The following is a 20052-nucleotide window of genomic DNA, read 5'->3' on the forward strand; positions in this document are numbered from 1 at the left end:
TTTTTTTTTTGAAGGATACGGCACCCCCCGAGATCTACACTCGACTAGTCGTCGGCAGCGTCAGATGTGTATAAGAGACAGTCTCAGACTGCTCTGGAATCTGCTTCGAATCCCCCGTAGGGACGGGTGATGATCTCTATGCCGTGACCGGCCGGGTCCAGGAAGTACAACCCGCGTCCGCCGTCATTATGATTGATCTCGCCCGGGTGCTTGCGGTGCGGATCCGCATAGTAGGTGATCCCGGCCCGTTGGATCCGCTCGAACGCCGCGTCGAACTCCTCCTCGGAGATCAGGAACGCGTAGTGCTGCACAGTGATCGACCCAACCGGGGCGGTGGCGAAGTCCAAGGTGACACCGTTTGCGGTGACGACTGGGATGAACGGTCCCCACGCGGCGCCGACCTCGAGATCCAGGATATCCGCCAGAAACTCGGCCGATTCCCGGTTATTCCGGGCATGCACAATAGTATGATTCAGTTCGACTGGCATATGGAACTTCTCCGTAAGTCGCTTGGTCTGTAAGGCACTTTGTTCGTGAGTCGCTCTGTCGGCATCTCCATGGCCTCGTGGTCCTCGGTGGAGATACCGGGAATGCCCGGATCCGGAATGTCGTAGTCCGCGAAGACGACGGGGAGCCGGCCCATCACCTGGTTATCCCACCCGGTCCTCGCCGTCTACCCGATCCTCGTGCTGCCGGCGGCGCTCGTGGGGCGGGTCACGCTCATCCGGATCAAGAACCCGTCCCCGGACGAGGGAATCGACGTGCAGCGTCACCGCGTCCCGGGTGACGTCGAGCGGAGCGACGACGAACCGACCGATCGGCAGGTAGGCGCCGTCGGGTCGGGAGTCCCAGCTGTGCAGCCCCACCCACCAGCGGTCCCGCGCGTCGGTGAAGGCATGGGCCCCGTTCGGTCCGAAGCCGACCTTTCCCCCGGTCAGCATCGGTTCGCCCGCCGGCAGGCAGGGCCCGAGCGGCCCTTTGCACGACGCGGTCGCCACCACCTGCCGTCCACCGAGCGGCGACGCGGCCGAATAGAGCAGATGGTGACGCCCGCGGGCTGAGATCATCGATGGTGCCGAGATCCGCCCCTGCTGCCAGGACAGGCTCGGGCGGAGCATGATGGCGGGTTCGCCGGTGAGCACGAGTCCGTCGGACCGCAGCCGCGCCGCCCACAGGGTGGGCGGCGCGCCGTGGTTCCGGTCCGAGCCGCCGCCCGCCCCGGGGCTCGCCCAGGCCAGGTAGGCGCGTCCGGCTTCGTCGACGAAGGGACTCGGATCCGAGCTGCCGCCGTCCGCGGTCTGGCAGATGAAGGGCGCGAGGGAGGTGTCGACGAACGGACCGTCGGCGGAGTCGGCGGTCGCCGCGGAGATACAGCGGACGCCGAGGCCACGCACGGCCGTCGCGTAGTACATGACGAACCCGTGGCCGAAGGCGCCGACGGCAGCCGGGCCGAGGCCGCCCGCGGGATCGGCCCAGGGCGGCAGGGCGCGCAGCGCGGCCGGCTCGATCGTCCAGCTCCGGCGGTCCCGGCTGGAGAGCACGTCAACGGTGCCGGGGGAGTCCGGGTCCACACCGAAGGCATAGGTTGTCCGGTTGCGGGTGATCAGGGACGGGGCTGAGAACTCGATCCCGGGGACGAGGACGGCCCGGGAACCCGGGCTCGGGCCGGACCTGGCAAGGTACAACCCGCCTAGGACGATGATGACGACGACCACGGCGGGCTGGCGCCGGGCGAAGTCGATCAGACCCTGAGTGAGCCCGGCGCCCTTCTCTCCGGCCATCCCGCCACCATCCTCAAGGCAATTATCTGAGTAAGCATCTAATGGCAGAGTGTATTCGCGGTCAGCTCGACCTCACCGGACGCGGGTGGGCGCCGGTTCGGTCGGTGCCGGTTCCACCTGCGCCGGCTCGGCGGACAGCTTGTGCAGCAGAGTGGCACTGCGGGCGTTCACCCCGACCAGGTTCACCTGCGTGCCGCGTTCGCGGTACTTCGCGCGCACGTCGTCGAGGGCGGTGACCGCCGCCGAATCGAGAAGGTGGGCCTCCGAGAGGTCGATGACCACCCGTTCGGGGTCGCACGCGTAGTCGAAGGCGTTCACCAGATCACTGGTCGATGCGAAGAACAGCGTGCCCTGGACGACGTAGATCCTCTCCCGGCCCTCCGGGTCGAGCACGCTGGTCACCAGCGCCAGGTTTGCGGCCCGGCGGGTGAACAGCAACGCGGCCAGCATGACGCCCACCCCGACGCCGTAGGCGAGGTTGTGGGTGGGCACCACGACGGCGACGGTCGCCACCATGACCGCGGTCTCGCCGCGGGGCATCCGGCGCAGCGTCGAGGGCTGGATGCTGCGCCACTCGAAGGTCATGACCGACACCAGGATCATCACCGCGACCAGCGCCGACATCGGGATGACCCGTACGAGGTCGCGCAGCGGGACGACCAGCATGAGCAGGAAAGCGCCGGCGGCGAAGGTCGACAGCCGGCCCCGCCCGCCCGAGTTGACGTTCACCATCGTCTGGCCGATCATGGCGCAGCCGCCCATCCCGCCGAAGAACCCGTTGACGATGTTGGCGACACCCAGGCCCCAGGATTCGCGGTTCGGGTCATGCGTGGTGTCGGTCAACCGGTCCACGATCTGCGCGGTCAGCAGCGTCTCCACCAAGCCGACGGCGGTGAGCGCCACCACGTACGGGGCGATGATCCGCAGTGTCTCCCAGGTCAGCGGCACGTCAGGCACACCGGGGACGGGCAGTGAGCTCGGCAGCCGGCCCTCGTTGCCGACGGTAGGGACGGAGATGTTGAAACCGGCGGTGACGAGGGTGAGGACCGCCACCGCCACGAGCGGCGGCGGGACCGCTCTGGTCAGGCGGGGGAGAGCCAGCAGGATGGCGAGGCCCGCGGCGACGAGGGCGTAGACCTGCCACGACTTGCCGATCACGTGCGGCATCTGCGCGGTGAAGATGAGGATGGCCAGCGCGTTGACGAAGCCGATCATCGCGCTCCGCGGGACGAACCGCATCAACCGTGCCACCCGGAGCCGGCCGAGCACAAACATCAGCAGGCCCACCCCGATGGTCGTCGCCAGCAGGTAGTTCAGGCCGTGGTCGCGGACCAGGGGGGCTGCGACGAGGGCCATGGAGCCTGCCGCCGCCGAGATCATCGCCGGGCGTCCGCCGGTGAACGCGATGACCACCGAGATGGTGAACGACGCGAACAGACCGACCTTCGGATCGACCCCCGCCACCACGGAGAAGGAGATCGTCTCCGGGATCAGCGCGAGCGCGGTCACCAGGCCGGCGAGCAGTTCCACCCGGATGTGACGAACTCCCGGCCAGCGGCCGGTGCGGCGGCGGGAGTACCAGGGGCCGCTGGGGGCCGTCCGGCGAACGGAGCCCCCGGCGTCGGCGGCCTCTCGGGCGGTTACATCAGGCATGACGGCGGCCTCCCCTGCCCTGCGACGAGGGGGCTGCCTTCCCCGAGTCCGGTTAGTCCCACTCGACTATACAAAGCCGGTTTCGTCGTGACAGTAGGCGGGTTCGCCGGTCAGGCCCGAGGCGCGCCGAGGCGTACCAGATCGCGCTGCATCTGGTCGATCTCCATCGACTGGGCGAGCACCATTGCCCTGGCCATCGCCCGTACCCGGTCCTCACCGGCGTGCATCGCCGCGTACTGGGCCATGGCCAGCCCCCCACGATGGTGGTGCACCATCAGGGTGAGGAAGAGGACGTCGAGGTCATGGCCCCGGATCGAGGCCAGCCGTTGCAGTTCGGCGGGGGTCGCCATACCCGGCATGCGCGCGGTGTTCCGCGGGTCGCTGGACGCGTCCTGCGCCGCACCCCCGGCCAGGCCCGGCAGGTCCATGCCGGGCCTGGCGGCGCCGTGACCGTCATGACCGCCCGAGGCGCCGTTGACGGTGCGGGAGTCCCGCATCCACCGCATCGGTGTCCCGGAGGTGGACTGGGGCCGCCCCCATCCGGACAGCCATGAGGACATGATGCCGATCTCGCGTTGCTGGGTCAGCGCGATGTCCTGGGCCACGCTGCGGGTGTCCTGGTCACCGCCGTGACTGAACTCGATCATGGCCATCTGCACGGCCTGGGCGTGATGCTCGGACATGTCCCGGGCGAAGCCGACATCGACCGACCCCTCGTCCGGTGACCGGCTGGCGAGGTTGCCCAGCGCCGCGCCGGCCGCCAGCAGGCCGGCTACCACGGCGAGCACCATCGGCGTCCACCACAGCCGGCTTCGGGCCCAGCGGCGTCGCGGCCGCGCGTCACTCCCGCGCGCCGCATCGCCATCGCTGGCTGGCGGGTCGTTGCCGGCTGGCCGGTTGTCGTCCGTCGTCGTCATGAACCCCTCGGCTGGACGGGTGGGTTGCCCGGGCAGGTGGTCAAACGTGCAGGTGGGAGTTGAAGACGAACGTCCGCTTGCCCACCTGCACGCGGGTGCCGGGGATCAGGGGAGCCGGCTGGTGCGGGCTCAGCGGCGTCCACACGGTCGCCTCCGGCGGGGCGATGTAGGTGCCGTTCGCCGAACCCTGGTCGGTGATGACCGCGTCCCAACCGTTGAGGGTGATGACGGCATGCACCCGGGAGACGGCGCTCTCACCGTCCTCGACCGGCAGCGCCCGTGCCTTCCCGGCCCGGACCGCATCGTCGCGGTCCGGCTGGCGGCCGATCACCAGGTCCATGTCGACGTTCATGGTCTGGCCGTCGTCGAAGACGAGGACGCCGACGGGCGGCCGGGGACCCCAGACCGTGCGGGTGTTCTGCTGGGCGAGCGACAGGCCGCACTCGGAGCAGTACGGCGCCTGCGGGTGGTTGAAGTGGCCGTTGGCGCACAGCACACCCTCGACCTGAGGCTCGCCGCTGCTCGGCAGCATCGTCGGTGCCTCGTCGTCCTCGATGAGGTCGGAGACGGTGAAGCTCTGGCCCGGGAGCTGGGTCAGGGCGTCGTGCTCGTCGTCGGTGAGGTCGTCGCCCAGACCGTCGGAGAGGCCCTCGCGGTGGCCGACGGGCCCGGCGTGGCCGTGCCTGCCACCCAGATCGCTCCCGGCACGCGGGACCGAGTCACGCTGGGCCAGCTCGGTGGGCGGATCTTCGTCGAGCTCGTCGAGGTCGGCCGCCTGCGTCGGTTCGGCGGCGGCGCGGCGCCGATGGGCCTCCTCCTCCTTGCTGAGCAGGGGGGCGAGCGCCGGCGGGGTGGTCGGCATCGGATCGGGGGCGCGGGTTCCCGGCGTGGGGATGGGCGCGGCGCCGGTCATCGGCTCCCGGACCGGATCGAATCCGGCGAGCAGCTGCTCGGCGGAGGCCTTCGGCGCGGGCAGCGACGGCGTGTCGCTGAGCAGCAGACTCACCCCGATCCCGGGCACGGCCCCGATGCGCAGGTCAAGCGGGAAACCGAGATCGCCGAGACCGCCGGGGAAACCCGTCGGCCCGACCAGGCCGGTGGGGCCGACGTCGATCCGGCTGATCTCGGTGGGCAGTAGCCGGTCGACCCACGTGGCCGAGTCGACGCCGGAGAGCGTCACTCCGCAGCTGCCCGTCGCGACGACGTCCATCGCCCCGTGGACCAGCGCGGCGACCCGGTCATTGACCGTGGTCAGCAGGCTGAAGTCGGGCACCCGATCCGGATCGGCATCGGCCAGCAGCCCCGCGACCCGACGTACCAGCCGGCGACCCATGGTCGACGCGGTGGCGCCCACCTCGGCAGCGACCTCGGCGCACAGCGCCAGCAGCCTGGTGGTCGTCTCGGCCGTCTCCGCCGGGCCGGCACAGGCGACGATGAGTGCGCCGGGCAGCCGGACGACCACTCCCGTCCGATCTCCGCGCCCGGATTCCACGACCACCCGGAAACGGTCCAGTCCCGCCATGACCTCGCCCCTCGTATCCCGCACCCCGGAGGATCCCGACCTTGAAGGATCCCGCATTCCGAACATCGGTGCCGATCTTCAGGCTATCGGCTCCGGTGCGTGTCCTCGCCGCCTATCCTGCCGTGCCGCGCCGGCACCGGAAACCGCCCGTGCTCACCGCGTACCTGTGGTCACCGCGCACCTGTCCTCGGGTCGGTCACCCCAGCGCGCGGTCGAGATGGATCGCGGCACTGATCAGGGCGAGGTGGGTGAACGCCTGCGGGAAGTTGCCGAGCGCCTCCCCGGAGGAACCGATCTCCTCGGCGTAGAGCCCCACGTGGTTGGCGTAGGTGAGCATCTTCTCGAAGACCATCCGGGCCTCGGCGACCCGACCGGCCCGGGTCAGTGCCTCCACGTACCAGAACGAGCACAGGTTGAAGGTGCCCTCGTCACCCGTGAGGCCGTCGCTGCCGTCCGCGGCGTACCGGCGCACCAGACTGTCGCTGACCAGGTCCCCGCTGAACCGTTCCAGGGTCGACAGGAACCGGGGGTCGGTGGGGCCGGAGAACTTCACCAGCGGCATGCACAGCAGGGATGCGTCCATCCGTGGTGAGCCGGGGAACTCCATGTAGGCGCCGCGGGCGGGGTTCTACGCCTCGTTCTGGACGAACCGGTAGGCCCGCCCGGCGTAGTCCTTCCATTCGTTCGTCGGCCCGGGCAGGCCGCGCTGGCGCGAGATCCGGCAGGCCCGTTCGAAGGCGACCCAGGTCATCACGGCCGAGTAGGTGAAGCGCTGGCGCCCACCCCGGGTCTCCCAGATGCCCTCGTCCGGTTCGTCCCAGTGCCTGGCCAGCCAGTCGAGCTGGCGGCCCAGCGCCTCCCAGAGCTGGAAGGAGATCGGGACCTGCTTGTTGTACAGGTACACCGAGTCCATCAGCTCGCCGTAGATGTCGAGCTGGAGCTGCGTGGCGGCGGCGTTGCCGATGCGCACCGGCTTCGAGCCGCGATAGCCGGACAGCTGGTCGAGGACCAGCTCGTCCAGGTCGGCGTTGCCGTCCACGCTGTAGAGCACGTAGAGCCCGCAGTGCTTGGGTGCCTCGTGACATCGCTGTTCGAGCCAGTCCATGAACGCCGCGGTCTCGTCGGTGAATCCGAGCGCCATCAGCGCGTACACCGTGAAGGCCGCGTCGCGGATCCAGGTGTAGCGGTAGTCCCAGTTGCGCACGCCGCCAAGCTCCTCGGGTAGCGAGGTGGTCGGCGCGGCCACCAGCGCCCCGGTGGGCCGGTAGACGAGCAGCTTGAGGACGAGAGCGCTGCGTAGCACCATCTCCCGCCACCGGCCGTGATAGCGCCCGCGCCGGATCCAGGCCTGCCAGTAGTTCAGCGTCCGGGTGAACAACGTCTCCGCCTCGCCGATGATCAATGGGCGGATGGTCGAGTTCCACTCGAGTACGATGTCGGCACACTCGCCCATCGCCAGCTCGAACTCGGCGACCACCGCCGTGGCCTCGACGCGCAGCGGCAGGGCCGTGCGCAGCACAAGGGTGCCGGCGGTCGACTCGAACACCGCGCCCGAACCGGGCACCAGGGTGACGGTGTGCGGGGCCCGGCCGTAGTCGAACCGGGGGTCGCAGCGCAGCCGGAACGTGGCGGTTCCACGCACCGCTCGGGCCTGGCGGACCACGACGTGCGGTGTCTCGGTGACGTCGCTGTCCACCGGGACCATGAAGTCGATGACCTCACCGACCGCGCGGGGGGCGAGGAAACGGGTCATCAGGATGTTCGAGTCGGGGAGGTAGAGCTGTCTGGCCCGGGAGTCCGGACAGTGGATACGGAACGATCCGCCACGGTCGGCGTCCAGCAGACTCGCGAAAACCGACGGCGCGTCGAAGCGCTGCGGGCAGTACCAGTCGATCGTGCCGTCCGTGGCGACCAGGGCCACGGTACGCAGGTCGCCGATGACCGCGTGCTCTTCGATGGGCGGATAGTCGGTGTCGGGCATTCGTGGGCTCCGCGAAGCGTGACCGGCCGAGGTCGGCCGTGGGGGTTGCGGACAGGGGGGAGGATGGACCGTGCCGTCGCGGCCCGCTAGGAGCCGCCCGCGTCCTCCGACCGCCGCCGGTCGCCACGCGATTCGGTGGCAACCAGGCGAAGGTAACCCGTTGCGGAGTCCACGGGACCATGACCGGGCATAAGCCACAGTGGCCGCGGCGAGCCGGTGAACGTGCGATGCCGGTGGTGGTTCGCGGCCACATCGGTGGCTACCAGGATCGTCGGCACCGGTTCACCGGTTCACCGGTGCGGAACGGTGGTTCCCGGCGCGGGTGTGCGGGTGTTGCGGATGCGCCCTGGTGGGGTCTCGGCGCTCGGGCCCTCACGGCGGCCACCTACGATCACGCCATGGCCGCCCACCCGCCGATCGCCGAGGACGGTCGTGCCGCGTTGGTGATGTTCGCCCGGGGTGACCGGGTCTTCCCCGTCGACGACCTCGGTGGCGGGGTCTGGTCGCGGCGCGGCACGGTACTCGCCGTCCACCCGGCCGGCCGTCGCGAACCGGCCGGGAACGCCGACCCCGTGCGGGTCGAGTCGGCCCGCGGTGTGACCCCCATCACGGCCCGAGCGACTGTGCTGTGGGACGACGGCACCGCGGAGGTGATGGCGGAGGACCAGCTGTGCCTCGTCTACGACCAGGAGGCACCCGTCGGTATCCGGGTCGTCACGCTGCCGATGGTCGAGTCGGTGGACGTGGTGCAGCACGGTGGTCACGTCGTGCTGGTCCTGCGCGACGGTCTACTGACACCCGCCGACGTGGAGATCCTGCGCGGCAAGCTGCGCTCGGTGCGTGCGGCGCTGGCCTCCACGCGGCCGGATCCGTCGTCCGTCGCCGAGCTGCGCCGCCGGGATCTCGACCTGCTGCGGGCCCTGATCGCCCAGCTGACCGGGGGATAGCCCGACACCGGGGGGATAGCCCGGCTCGGTGCCGGATGGCTCAGGACGTCGAATAGGGGCCGGGGCGCACCCCGGGGCCGTAGGCGTTGCCGTTCATGCCGGCTCGCGGCTGCTCGGTCATCGCCTGGCTGACTTTCGACGCGATCGCCTCCGTGAGCCGGATCGCCTGGGTCAGCGACAGGTTCAGCACGATCTCGCTGTCATCGGTCATCGCGAAGCGTACCGACACATCCGCCATGGTGGTTCCTCCCAGTCTCGGCCCGCCCGACACCCGTCTCCGGTGGTTGGAGGTCGGAGGGAGACCCGTTTGGGCGCTCACTGCCGCACGGCCTCGGGGCATGGTGACCGCCCCACCCTCTCGGATCGGCTTCTCGAGCTGTACGCGACCCCCCCGTTCAAGGGTCAGGGCGGTGCTGCTAATGGCGTCCTTGTTCGACTCTTCGTGACCGTCCAACTTCGATAACCCCTGTCGCCGCGGCTGTCGCTGTTCCAGCTTGCCGATTCGTAATGGTTGCATCGCCTACGGTGGTGATGCCACGAATGGGGTGCGGAGTCGTGAGTCGGATCACGTTGAGGCGACGCCGTGGGGCCTCGTCGGGGGTCCACGGGTCGGCACTGTGGGCCTGGTGTGGTGTCCTTTCAGATCCAGCCCGGGAACCACATCCGGGCGCGCCACGAGGAGTAGGGGATCACCTCGGCGGCCAGGATCGGGTAGAAGTACGCGAAGAGCAGCACGACGATGATCGTGTAGACCCCGACCGGCAGCGCCCCGACCAGGCGGCGGGTCTCCGACGCCTCGCGGGGGCCGAGGACAAGCCCGGCCAGCGCCGTGATGGCGAGGACCAGGAACGGCAGCGACGGCAGCGCGTAGAAGAAGAACATCGTGCGGTTCGGGAACAGCAGCCACGGCACGAAGGCCGAGCCGAACCCGACCAGCACCAGGGCCGCCCGCCAGTCCCGCCGGGAGACCCACCAGGCGAGCATCGCGACCAGCGCCGCCGTGCCGACCCACCAGATCGCCGGGTTGCCCAGGGCGATGACCTCCCGGGAGCAGCCGGCCGGATCGTGGCAGCCCGAGGTCCCGTACGCCGGCGAGGAGTAGTAGTACGCGACCGGCCGCGCCATCACCAGCCAGCTCATCGGATGCGACGCGAAGGCGTGCCCCTCGTGGAGTCCCTCGTGGAACTTCAGCACCGCCATCTGGTACTTCCACCAGCCGTGCCACGCGGCGCCGAAACCGTTGCCGTAGTAGTGGCGGTAGTAGCCGCCGTCGGTGACGAACCAGCCGGTCCAGGTGGCGAGGAAGGTCACGATGGGGACGAGTACGAACGCGGCGAACCAGGCCGGGCTGTCCCGGCGCAGTGCTCCCAGCACGGGTCGGCGGGCTCCGGCGGTGCGCCGCGCTCCGATGTCCCACGCGAGGGCGAGCGCCGCGAAGCCGATGATCGTGTAGAGGGCGCTCCACTTCACCCCCATGGACAGTCCCAGGGCCGCCCCGCAGGCCAGCCGCCAGGGGCGGAACCCCAGCCGCGGCCCGTACGTGTCGAGGAGGCGGCCGGCCCGGGTGGGCGGAGCCGTCGTGGTCGGGCCGCCGTCCGGGCCGGCGTCCGTACCGCCGTCCGGGCCGGCGGCCTCGTCCCCCAGGGGTGCTGAGCCGGGGCTGGAACCAACCGGTTCCAGCCGGCCGGCGAGCCGGCGGCGGCCGTCGTCCCGGTCGAGCAGCAGACAGGCCAGCGCTACGACGACGCCGGTCATCAGGAAGATGTCGAGGATCCCGATGCGGCTCTGCACGAACTCCAGCCCGTCGAGGGCGAGGAGCAGACCGGCGAAGCAGCCCAGGAGCGTGGAGCGGAACATCCGTCGGGCGGCGCGGGCGAGGACCAGGACGGCGAGCGTCCCGAACAGCGCGGACGAGAACCGCCAGCCGAGCTCCGGACTGCCGTGCGGGACCCCGGCGCAGTCGGTATAGCCGAACAGGCCCTCGGAGGCGGCCATCAGCCATTTGCCGAACGGCGGATGGACGACGTAGGCCGGGCCGGAACAGGTCGTCGAGTTGATCTCATGCCCGGCCGTCAGCAGGCCCCAGGCGTCCTTGGTGTAGTAGACCTCGTCGAAGTAGATCCCGCGGGGCTCCGTGAGGTGCCAAAAACGCAGCAGCCCGGCGACGATCGCGACGGACAGGGTCGCCAGCCACCCCATGAGCGGCGACCGCGGCATCGGTGGACACAGCCGCTCACGCACCGAGAGCGCCCGACCGCCGGCCGGGCCGGCGGAACCCGGGCCGGTCACCCGCGCCGCGTCCCCGCGACCGGTCGCCGTCCAGGGCAGGTGAGCCGTCGTCGCCGTCACACCGATCAGGGTAGGTCCTGGCTCCTGACAGACTGGTCGGGTGTCCGGGACCCTGGTGCTGTGCGGTGCCCCCATCGGCGACGTCCGGGACGCCAGCCCTCGGCTCGGCGAGATCCTCGCCACCGCGGATGTGATCGCCGCCGAGGACACCCGCCGGGTCCTACGGCTGGCGCACGCGCTCGGCGTGACGGTGTCCGGGCGGATCGTGTCGTGCTACGACGCGGTGGAAGGCGCCCGGGCCGCCCAGCTCACCGACTACCTGCGCCAGGGCGCCACCGTCGCGCTCGTCACCGACGCCGGGATGCCCGCCGTCTCCGACCCCGGGTTCCGGGTCGTGGCCGCGGCCGCCGCCGCGGGGATGGCCGTGACCGTCGTTCCCGGTCCGTCCGCCGTCACCGCGGCCCTGGCCGTCAGCGGGCTGCCGACGGACCGCTGGACCTTCGAGGGCTTCCTGCCGCGCAAGGGCGGCGATCGGCGTGGACGCCTTCGCGACCTGGCCGGCGAGCTGCGGACGATGGTGTTCCTGGAGTCCCCGCACCGGCTCGTGGCCGGCCTGCGCGACCTCGTCGCGGCCTTCGGCGCCGACCGGCCGGCGGTGCTCTGCCGCGAGCTGACGAAGACCTTCGAGGAGATCGTCCGCGGCGACCTCGCCGATCTGCTCGGCTGGGCCACCGACGGCCGGGTCATCCGGGGGGAGTTCACGCTGGTGGTCGCCGGCGGTACCCGGGGCGGGGCCGAACCAGGCGGGGCCGAACCAGGCGGGGCTGGGCTGAGCGGGACTGAACCGATCATCGACGGCAGGATCCTCGTCGCCGAGGTAGCCCGACGAACCTCGGCGGGGATGTCCCCGAAGGATGCGCGCAAGGCCGTGGCCGCCGAGTACGGCGTCTCCCGCAACGAGGTCTATGCCGCGGAGCTCGGCGTCCGGGCCGGGGACCGGGCTGGCGGGCGCTGAGCACGGTTGGCAGTCAGCAGTGGCGTTGGAGAACGAGGGCCTTGCCCAGCGCCGCCCACTCGTAGGCGATCACGTACGGCCAGGCCCGGCGGGGGGGCGGGACCTCCTGCATCCGCGTCTCGCCGTCATAGCAACGGGCGAGGCGCAGCCGGGCGCGCGTGCTCTGCGAGGTCGAGGCGACGACTATGAGTGAATGCCACTCGCGGCGTGCCGCTGCCGCGGAGGTCCACCGCGACTCGCCCTGGGTCGTCCGCGGATCGGGCGAGAAACAGATCACCTCCACCCCGGGAATGGGCCCGGGGCACGGGTCCTTCTCCGTCGGCGCCGAGACCGCGAGCACGGGTGCGTAGCCGGCCCGCGCGAGTGCGACGGCGCGTTCGAGCCGTCCCGGGCTCCCGGCGAACATGACGATCGCGTCCACCGGGGCGGGAGCATCCTGGTGCGGAAAGACGAACAGCCGGGCCGTCGCCACCGCGAAGGCCACCGTCAGGCCGCCGAGGATGCCCACCGCGGCCCGGCGGCGCCACGGCCTCGCGGGAACACGACCGAGTGGACCCGCCGCCATGTTTTCCCCCTCCGCGGCCCGCGCAGGTGCCGCCGTAGAGCTTCTCAGTACCACGGCGGCACCCGAACCAACCACCGTTCACCCGCTCCGGACGGTTCACCCGCTCCGGACGGTTCACCCGCTCCGGACGGTTCACCCGCTCCGGACGGTTCACCCGCCGCCCCGGACGGTCCGCTGGCGGCGGAGAGCCACTCACGTGGTGGGGAGTGTGCGTGAGGCCGGAGGCGTCCGAGGCTGCGTGGTCGTGGGCGTGGGCGTGGTCGCGGTCGTCCCCGGCGAAGTCCGAGACGCTATCCCCGGTCGGCTGGTGAACAGCCGGGGATGGGCGAACGGTGCCCGCGCCGACTCACGGGGCCAGACCGTCCGGGAGGCACCGGCCTGCCACTGCACGATCGGGATCTGGTGGCCGACCTGGAGCCCCGTCGCCTCGTCCAGCCGGAAGCGACCGAGCAACGTGGTCGTGTCGATGCCCCGGGCGGCGGCGAGCACGGAGGCATCCTGCACGCCTCCGCAGTAGCGAATGGCCCGTCCCAGGATCAGCCCAGTGACGTAGGCCCAGGCCGCCGTTTCGGTCGGCGCGACGCCGTGCAGGGCGGTGAAGTCGGCGGTGAACTCCTGCGCGGTCGGGCCGGTCGCGGTCGGCTGGGTGCTCTCGGGCATCCAGCTGCCCGGCGCCAGCAGCTGCTCGCGCAGGTCGCCCAGGCTCGCGGTGGCCTGCGCACTGACGGCCGTGGAGAAAGCGGCCGCCCGCCACGGCCGGCGCAGCAGGATGTTCGCCGCCGCCAGCTCGTCGTCCGGGCCGGCGTGGACGATGAGGATGTCGCCCGGGGGCAGCCGGGTCGCGGCGAGGGCGGCCTTGCCCGGGGGGAAGACGTGCGAGGCCACCTCGAACGACTGCGCCACCGCGGCGGCCTTCGTCACCGATGTGATCTCGACGGCGGTGTCCCCGGAGGCGAGCAGGACGACCTTGCGGGCCCGTCGATCGGCCGCCCGTACGGCGGCGAGGACCCCGCGCGGCCAGGTCGAGGTGGCCGCGGCGATGTTCACGACGTTCGGGAACGCCTGCCGGACGAAGCGCGTGGACGGGGCGCCGGTGTTGAAGACCACCCGGTCCGTCGAGGCGCAGGCCGCGAGTGCCGCCCGGTGGCCGTAGGGTCCGAGCAGGGCATCCGGCCCAGCGGCCACCGCGGCGCGCATGGCGGCGGCCGAATCGGGATACGCGTCGTAGGCGGTGAGACTCACCTCGTCCCAGGGCAGTGGGAGGCGTTCGTCACGCGCCCACAGGGTGACCCCTCGTAGCCCGGCGAGGCCTTGGGCGGCATCGGGACCGGTCAGCGGGGTGACCAGGGCAACGGTCAACGGTGTCGTCATCGCGTGGGGTCCTTGCGCTTGCTCACCCGATTAGCGTCCCATGCCGGGTTGTCTGGCACACCCGGCGGCGGTCGTAGACTTCAGACCTCAGGAAACGAAGGGCGGGCACGAGAGGGCGGGTGAGGTGGCGCGAAACTCTGGCCGGTCGGGTGATCCGCCGCCACCGCCGGACCCTCTTCCCGTGGCCGTGGTCGACAGCCACTGTCATCTCGACCTGATGGGCACCGAAGTTCCGGCGGCGATCGCGGCGGCCCGGGCGGTCGGTGTCACGCGGGCCGTCACCGTCGGCATCGACCTGCCCACCAGCAGATGGCAGGCCGAGGTTGCCGCGGCGCATCCGGAGATCTACGCCGCCGTCGCGATTCATCCCAACGAGGCGGCCCGGGGGGTCACCGAGGAGACGTTCGCCGCCATCGCCGCGTTGGCCCGCGCCGATCGCGTGCGCGCGGTCGGCGAGACGGGTCTGGACTACTTCCGCACCCCACCCGAGGCGCATGCCGCGCAGCAGGAGAGCTTCCGGCGCCACATCGCGATCGCCAAGGAGACCGGCCGGACGCTGATGATCCACGACCGGGACGCCCACGACGACACGCTGCGTATCCTCGCCGAGGAGGGCGCCCCGGAGAAGGTCGTCTTCCACGCCTTTTCCGGGGACACGGCGATGGCGAAGATCTGCGCGGACGCCGGGTACGTGATGTCGTTCGCCGGCAACGTCACCTTCTCCAATGCCGCCAATCTGCGGGAGGCGGCGGCCGTCGCCCCGGCGGATCTCATCCTGGTGGAGACCGACGCGCCGTTCCTCACCCCGACCCCCTGGCGGGGCCGGCCCGGCGGCCCGTACCTCATTCCGCTGACGCTGCGGGTGCTGGCCGAGACCCGCGGCGTCGGCGTCGCCGAGCTCGGCACGCACATCGCCGCGAACGCGGAGCGGGTGTTCGGGCCCTGGTAGACACCGACGCGCTGTTCTCGCCGGCTGAACTTCGGGCCCTCGCGCACGAGCTGGACCTGCGGCCGACGAAACGGCGCGGACAGAACTTCCTCGTCGACGCGAACACCGTCCGCCGGTTGGTGCGGCTCGCCGGCGTCGGCCCGGACGACACGGTGCTGGAGATCGGGCCAGGACTCGGGTCGATGACTCTGGGGCTCGTCGAGGCGGCGAAGGCCGTCGTCGCCGTCGAGGTGGATCGCCCCCTCGCCGCGGCCCTGCCGGTGACCGTGGCCGCCCGGCTGCCGGCCGACGTCGCCGAGCGGTTGCGCGTGGTGGCCGCCGACGGTCTGCGGGTCACCCCGGTCGACCTGCCCGCCGACGTGGCCGCGCCCGGGGTGCTCGCCGCGAACCTGCCCTACAACATCGCGGTGCCGCTGCTGCTCGGGCTGCTGGAACGGCTGCCCTCGCTGCGCCGTGGGCTGGTGATGGTCCAGGCGGAGGTTGCCGACCGGCTCACCGCGCCGCCGGGAAGCCGGGTGTACGGGGCGCCCAGCGTCAAGCTGGCCTGGTACGCGCACGCCCGGCCGGCCGGCGCGGTGCCCAGACCGGTCTTCTGGCCGCAGCCGAACGTCGATTCAGGGCTGGTGGCCTTCGCCCGCAGGCCCCTGCCCGGTCCGGCGCTGCTGCGGGCGGACGTGTTCGCCGCGATCGATGCCGCGTTCGCGCAGCGCCGCAAGACCCTGCGTACGGCCCTGGCGCCCTGGGCCGGATCGCCCGCCGCCGCTGGGGAACTGGCGCGTGCCGCCGAGGTCGATCCCGGTGCCCGGGGCGAGACCCTCGGCATCGCGGCCTTCTGCCGGCTGGCCGCCGCCCGCGCCGCCCGTTCCGACTGAGCCGCCCGGCGCAACGGCGGGGAAGGGCGCAACGGCGGGGAGGTCAGAGGGGCGAGATCCCGATTGCGCGCCGGACGCCGGCGAGCACCGGCCGGGCCCGGTCGCGGGCCCGCTCGGCACCCGCCGCGAGGATGCCGTCCAGCTCGCTGTCCGGGGCGATGAGCTCGGTGTAGCGCTCCCGCAGCGGTGACAGCCAGTCGTTGAGCGTCTCGAACAGGGCGTTCTTCACCTCGCCCCACCCGGTGCCGCCCTGCTCCAGACGGCCGCGCATCTCCTTGATTTTTTCTGGAGTCGCGAAGTTCTCGAGCAGGACGAAGGCCGCGGAACTGTCCGGGTCCTTCGGGTCCGCCAGCGGTGTGCTGTCGCTCACGATCCCACGGACGAGTTTCCGTAGCTGCTTCTCCGGCGCGAAGAGGGGGATTGTGTTCCGGTATGACTTGCTCATCTTGCGGCCGTCGATGCCGGGCAGTACCTTCGCCGAGCTCCCGGCCGGGAGGACCACCTCCGGGATCTTCAGGCTGAACACGTCACCGAACAGATGGTTGAAGGAGCCGGCGATGTCGGCGGCGTATTCCACGTGCTGCGACTGGTCCTGGCCAACGGGGACCACGTCAGCATTCATGATGAGAATATCGACGGCCATCAGAATCGGATAGTTGAACAGGCCCATGTTGATGCCGGCGTCCAGATCGGGGACGCCGGCCTCGGCGTTGCGGTCACGGGCCGCCTTGTAGGCGTGGGCCCGGTTCATCAGACCCTTGCCGGTGACGCAGGACAGCACCCAGGTCAGCTCGAAGATCTCGGGGACGTCGGACTGGCGGTAGAAGATCGTGCTCGTCGGGTCGAGCCCGAGCACGAGCCACGTGGCCGCCACCGAGCGGGTATAGCTCGCCAACTCCTCGCGACTACGCACGGATGTCAGGGCGTGATAGTCGGCGACGAAGTAGATCGACTCGTAGGCCGAGGTGAGCTCCAGCGACGGCCGGATCGCTCCGATGTAGTTGCCGAGGTGCGGCTCGCCCGTCGGCTTGATCCCGGTGAGAGACACCTTCGGCTGTTGCGCTGCCATGGCAGGGCAGTCTACGGACGCGGGGCGGCCGCCGGGACGCCCCAGGTCGTTCGCCGCGGCCGTTCGCCTGCCCGCGCCTGTCTCGCGGCGGGGTGGGGATGCGAGCCTCGGTCAGGCGTCTCCGCCGAACAGGCCGGTCACCGACCCGTCCTCGAACACGGCCTTGATGGCCGCGGCCAGCAGCGGGGCGATGGACAGTTCGGTGATCTTGTCGATGCGAGCCTCGCTGGGCAGGGGCAGCGTGTTCGTGAGGACGACCTCGCTGATCTCCGAGTTCTTCAGCCGGTCAGCGGCGGGGCCGGAGAGCACGCCGTGGGTTGCCGCCGCGATGACGCCCGCCGCGCCGTGCTCCTTGAGTGACTCCGCGGCCTTCGTGATCGTGCCGGCAGTGTCGATCATGTCGTCGACGATGACGCAGGTCCGTCCGTGCACCTCGCCGACCACGTCGAACATCTTCACCTGGTTGGGAACGTCCGGGTCACGCCGCTTGTGGATGATGGCCAGCGGGCAGCCGAGCCGGTCGGTCCACCGCTCGGCCACGCGGACCCGGCCCGAGTCGGGGGCGACGACGGTCACCTCGGACGTGTCCAGCTTGGACTCGATGTAGTCGGTGAGCAGCGGCAACGCGAAGAGATGGTCCACCGGCCCGTCGAAGAAGCCCTGAATCTGGGCGGTGTGCAGGTCGACCGACATGAGCCGGTGCGCGCCGGCGGTCTTGAACAAATCGGCGACGAGGCGGGCCGAGATCGGCTCCCGGCCACGGTGCTTCTTGTCCTGGCGCGCATAGGGGTAGAAGGGCGCGACGACGGTGATCCGTTTGGCGCTGGCCCGCTTCAGCGCGTCCACCATGATCAGCTGTTCCATCAGCCAGGTGTTCACCGGAGCCGAATGGCACTGGAGCACGAAGGCGTCGCAGCCCCGAACCGATTCGGAGAAGCGGACGAAGATCTCGCCGCTGGCGAATTCGTAGGCATGGGTGGGTACGGGCTCGACGTCGAGCGCGGCCGCGACCTCCGCCGTGAGGCCCGGGTGCGAACGTCCCGCGAAGAGCATCAGATTGCGCCGGTTCTCGGTCTGGTAGGCCACCGCGTACTCCTCGGGCGTGACGGGATGATCGGGCTGGCGTGATCGGGCTGGCGGGGGCAGTCCCCGGGCGGGTGACCCGTCCGGGGGAACGGCCGTGAGGCTGCACGGTTCAACACTCGGGCATACCCGGCCCCGCACCTGTTTGCGCAGGCGGGATGGTACCCACGTGCCCGGATCGCCGCCCGCGGACCCCGGGCCGCCGACCCGGGCGGGGCAGGTCGGGCAGTGTGCATCCCCTCGCTGGCCAGAGAAGGTTTGGACGGACGTCTCTTTACGTTCTGCTCCCCGCGCCGGGAATGCCAGCGATGCCGGCCTCGCCGGTATGCGGCAACTCACTCCGGTGCGCCACGTCACCCTGATGAGCTGGGATCGGCACGGCGGCCTCGGCCGCGGACGGTTGCGGCATTTCATCGGGATACTCGGGATCCCCGGCGCCGCCGGGGGCCCGGACGCCGGCTGCGGCGGCCGCTCGTGCCGCCGGGCTGCCGGGACGGCGGCGGGAGACCCAGCCTTCGATGATCCGTTGCCGCCCCTCCCGGACCGCCAGCGCGCCCGGCGGAACGTCCTCCCGGATCACGGATCCGGCGCCGGTGTAGGCCCCGTCCCCGACCGTGACCGGAGCAACGAGCATGGTATCGCTGCCGATCCGGACGTCCGAGCCGATCACCGTGCGGTGCTTGGCCACCCCGTCGTAGTTCACGAAGACCGTCGTGCATCCGATGTTGCTGCGCTCGCCGACCACCGCGTCGCCGACATACGCCAGATGCGGGACCTTCGTCTGGTTCCCGAGATCGGCCGACTTCGTCTCGACGAAGGAGCCGATCTTGCCTTCGCGGCCCAGTCGGGTGCCCGATCGGAGATGGCTGTAAGGCCCGACCACGGCCCCGGCGCCGATCTCGGCCCGCTCGGCCGTGGTCCGCAGGACGGTCGCGCCTGCGCCTACCGTCGTGTCCGTCAAGGTGCATTCGGGGCCGATGACGGCGCCGCGAGCGACGTGCGTCCGGCCGTGCAGGAAGGTGTTGGGGGCGATAGTCGTGTCCGGTTCGAGAGTGACGTCGGCGTCGATCCAGATGGTCTGCGGGTCGACGACGGTGGTGCCGGCGCGCATCGCCGCCTCGACGATCCGGTCCCGCAGCACCCGTCCGGCGGCGGCGAGCTGGACGCGGTCGTTCACCCCACCGGCCTCGCCGGGATCGTCCACGACCCGCGCGGCCACCGGCTGCCCGGCGGCGACCAGCAGCCCGACGACGTCGGTGAGGTACTCCTCGCCTTGAGCATTATCCCTGGTCAGCCGCGCGAGCGCGGTCTGGAGTGGGCCCGCGGCGAACGCGTACACGCCGGTGTTGATCTCTCGGATCGTCGCGGTGGCGGCGTCGGCGTCGCGATGCTCGACGATGGCCCGGACCGCGCCGTCGCCGTCGCGCACCACCCGGCCGTAACCGGTGGCGTCGTCGATGACGGCCGACAGGACAGTCGCCGCGGCCGCCCGGGCATGGTGCTGGGCCACCAGAGCAGTGAGCGTCGCGCTGGTCAACAGCGGGGTGTCGCCGGGCAGCACGACCACCGTGTCGCCGGGCGCCAGCTCGCCGAGCGCCGCCAAGGCCACCCGGACGGCGTGGCCCGTGCCGTGTTGGCGGTCCTGGACGACCGGGACGACCTCGGGAGCCTGCTCCGCCAGCATCGCCGCGACCTGTTCGCGGCCGTGGCCCACGACGACCGCGGTACGCGCCGCCGCGAGGGCTCCGGCCGCGCTCAGCACGTGGTGGAGAAGGGAGCGCCCAGCGATGTGGTGCAGCACCTTCGGTCTCGTCGAGCGCATGCGCTTGCCTTCGCCCGCTGCCAGGATGATGACGGCCACCGGACGTGATGATGTCACGCGATCTCCCGAGTCTTCGGACCTGGACAGCGGTGGGGCGACGGCGCCCACACTACTCGTCGGCCGGAAGGCGCCGGCAGATGCCACGGCCATCCCGGGAACACGCCGGCCCCGGACCGGGAAATGATGTGTGCCTGGCCACCGCCGTGGTGATGGTGC

The 20052-nt window shown here is 71.1% G+C and carries 16 protein-coding genes and 1 pseudogene; 4 read left to right on the forward strand and 13 right to left on the reverse strand.

Features of this window, described 5'->3' with window-relative positions:
* Positions 1-83 precede the first annotated feature (83 nt).
* The 6 genes and pseudogenes from AC08OX_RS06030 to AC08OX_RS06055 all read right to left on the reverse strand — a co-directional run bounded on the left by AC08OX_RS06030 (position 84) and on the right by AC08OX_RS06055 (position 7854).
* The gene (locus AC08OX_RS06030; protein ID WP_476606905.1) at positions 84-488 is read right to left on the reverse strand and encodes a VOC family protein; all 405 of its coding nucleotides are present in this window, start codon (positions 486-488) and stop codon (positions 84-86) included.
* Between the two features lie 162 nt (positions 489-650).
* On the reverse strand, positions 651-1781 hold the full coding sequence (locus AC08OX_RS06035) for a family 43 glycosylhydrolase (RefSeq protein ID WP_476606906.1): 1131 nt from the start codon (positions 1779-1781) through the stop codon (positions 651-653).
* A 72-nt stretch (positions 1782-1853) separates the two neighbouring features.
* Positions 1854-3434: a SulP family inorganic anion transporter gene (locus AC08OX_RS06040; RefSeq protein WP_476606907.1), complete on the reverse strand. Its 1581-nt coding sequence runs from the start codon at positions 3432-3434 to the stop codon at positions 1854-1856.
* A gap of 110 nt (positions 3435-3544) precedes the next feature.
* Positions 3545-4351, reverse strand: a complete 807-nt coding sequence (locus AC08OX_RS06045) for a DUF305 domain-containing protein (RefSeq protein WP_476606908.1) — start codon at positions 4349-4351, stop codon at positions 3545-3547.
* Between the two features lie 40 nt (positions 4352-4391).
* Entirely contained in the window at positions 4392-5873 is a 1482-nt protein-coding gene (locus AC08OX_RS06050) for an FHA domain-containing protein (RefSeq protein WP_476606909.1), read from the reverse strand.
* A 196-nt stretch (positions 5874-6069) separates the two neighbouring features.
* Positions 6070-7854 (reverse strand): annotated as a pseudogene (locus tag AC08OX_RS06055) (glycoside hydrolase family 15 protein).
* 398 nt (positions 7855-8252) lie between these two features.
* Between AC08OX_RS06055 and AC08OX_RS06060 the strand changes: the two are divergent.
* The gene (locus AC08OX_RS06060) at positions 8253-8801 is read left to right on the forward strand and encodes a hypothetical protein (protein ID WP_476606910.1); all 549 of its coding nucleotides are present in this window, start codon (positions 8253-8255) and stop codon (positions 8799-8801) included.
* A 40-nt stretch (positions 8802-8841) separates the two neighbouring features.
* On the opposite strand, the gene AC08OX_RS06065 is transcribed toward AC08OX_RS06060, so the two are convergent.
* Positions 8842-9039, reverse strand: a complete 198-nt coding sequence (locus tag AC08OX_RS06065; RefSeq protein ID WP_006541195.1) for a hypothetical protein — start codon at positions 9037-9039, stop codon at positions 8842-8844.
* A gap of 401 nt (positions 9040-9440) precedes the next feature.
* Positions 9441-11150, reverse strand: coding sequence for a dolichyl-phosphate-mannose--protein mannosyltransferase (locus AC08OX_RS06070; RefSeq protein WP_476606911.1), 1710 nt, complete (start codon positions 11148-11150; stop codon positions 9441-9443).
* A gap of 40 nt (positions 11151-11190) precedes the next feature.
* Here AC08OX_RS06070 and rsmI point away from each other — a divergent pair, with 40 nt between their 5' ends.
* Positions 11191-12105 (forward strand): 16S rRNA (cytidine(1402)-2'-O)-methyltransferase, encoded by a 915-nt coding sequence (gene rsmI, locus AC08OX_RS06075; RefSeq protein ID WP_476606912.1) that lies wholly within the window; start codon positions 11191-11193, stop codon positions 12103-12105.
* A gap of 13 nt (positions 12106-12118) precedes the next feature.
* On the opposite strand, the gene AC08OX_RS06080 is transcribed toward rsmI, so the two are convergent.
* Positions 12119-12670, reverse strand: a complete 552-nt coding sequence (locus tag AC08OX_RS06080) for a YdcF family protein (RefSeq protein ID WP_476606913.1) — start codon at positions 12668-12670, stop codon at positions 12119-12121.
* 192 nt (positions 12671-12862) lie between these two features.
* Positions 12863-14041, reverse strand: coding sequence for an ABC transporter substrate-binding protein (locus tag AC08OX_RS06085; protein WP_476606914.1), 1179 nt, complete (start codon positions 14039-14041; stop codon positions 12863-12865).
* Positions 14042-14165: 124 nt separating this feature from the next.
* Between AC08OX_RS06085 and AC08OX_RS06090 the strand changes: the two genes are divergently transcribed.
* Both AC08OX_RS06090 and rsmA read left to right on the forward strand, forming a co-directional pair.
* Positions 14166-14990 (forward strand): TatD family hydrolase, encoded by an 825-nt coding sequence (locus tag AC08OX_RS06090; protein WP_476606915.1) that lies wholly within the window; start codon positions 14166-14168, stop codon positions 14988-14990.
* Positions 14991-15109: 119 nt separating this feature from the next.
* Positions 15110-15862 carry a 16S rRNA (adenine(1518)-N(6)/adenine(1519)-N(6))-dimethyltransferase RsmA gene (gene rsmA / locus AC08OX_RS06095; protein ID WP_476606918.1) on the forward strand — a complete coding sequence of 251 codons (753 nt, stop codon included), beginning with the start codon at positions 15110-15112 and terminating at the stop codon, positions 15860-15862.
* A 43-nt stretch (positions 15863-15905) separates the two neighbouring features.
* Here the strand turns inward: rsmA and AC08OX_RS06100 are convergent, their stop codons facing one another.
* The 3 genes from AC08OX_RS06100 to glmU form a co-directional block, all read right to left on the reverse strand.
* The gene (locus AC08OX_RS06100; RefSeq protein WP_476606916.1) at positions 15906-16931 is read right to left on the reverse strand and encodes a tryptophan--tRNA ligase; all 1026 of its coding nucleotides are present in this window, start codon (positions 16929-16931) and stop codon (positions 15906-15908) included.
* Between the two features lie 111 nt (positions 16932-17042).
* Complete coding sequence (locus tag AC08OX_RS06105) at positions 17043-18017, reverse strand: ribose-phosphate diphosphokinase (RefSeq protein WP_011438336.1); 975 nt, start codon at positions 18015-18017, stop codon at positions 17043-17045.
* A 271-nt stretch (positions 18018-18288) separates the two neighbouring features.
* Entirely contained in the window at positions 18289-19893 is a 1605-nt protein-coding gene (gene glmU, locus AC08OX_RS06110) for a bifunctional UDP-N-acetylglucosamine diphosphorylase/glucosamine-1-phosphate N-acetyltransferase GlmU (protein WP_476606917.1), read from the reverse strand.
* Positions 19894-20052: the final 159 nt, after the last annotated feature.

It is taken from the genome of Frankia sp. CoBUL1 (genome assembly GCF_978021245.1).

Bases quoted from the DNA above. Each gene is read 5' to 3' on its own strand.
- AC08OX_RS06030 (WP_476606905.1), bottom strand. From the start codon at position 488: ATGCCAGTCGAACTGAATCATACTATTGTGCATGCCCGGAATAACCGG.
- AC08OX_RS06035 (WP_476606906.1), bottom strand. From the start codon at position 1,781: ATGGCCGGAGAGAAGGGCGCCGGGCTCACTCAGGGTCTGATCGACTTC.
- AC08OX_RS06040 (WP_476606907.1), bottom strand. From the start codon at position 3,434: ATGCCTGATGTAACCGCCCGAGAGGCCGCCGACGCCGGGGGCTCCGTT.
- AC08OX_RS06045 (WP_476606908.1), bottom strand. From the start codon at position 4,351: ATGACGACGACGGACGACAACCGGCCAGCCGGCAACGACCCGCCAGCC.
- AC08OX_RS06050 (WP_476606909.1), bottom strand. From the start codon at position 5,873: ATGGCGGGACTGGACCGTTTCCGGGTGGTCGTGGAATCCGGGCGCGGA.
- AC08OX_RS06060 (WP_476606910.1), top strand. From the start codon at position 8,253: ATGGCCGCCCACCCGCCGATCGCCGAGGACGGTCGTGCCGCGTTGGTG.
- AC08OX_RS06065 (WP_006541195.1), bottom strand. From the start codon at position 9,039: ATGGCGGATGTGTCGGTACGCTTCGCGATGACCGATGACAGCGAGATC.
- AC08OX_RS06080 (WP_476606913.1), bottom strand. From the start codon at position 12,670: ATGGCGGCGGGTCCACTCGGTCGTGTTCCCGCGAGGCCGTGGCGCCGC.
- AC08OX_RS06085 (WP_476606914.1), bottom strand. From the start codon at position 14,041: ATGACGACACCGTTGACCGTTGCCCTGGTCACCCCGCTGACCGGTCCC.
- AC08OX_RS06100 (WP_476606916.1), bottom strand. From the start codon at position 16,931: ATGGCAGCGCAACAGCCGAAGGTGTCTCTCACCGGGATCAAGCCGACG.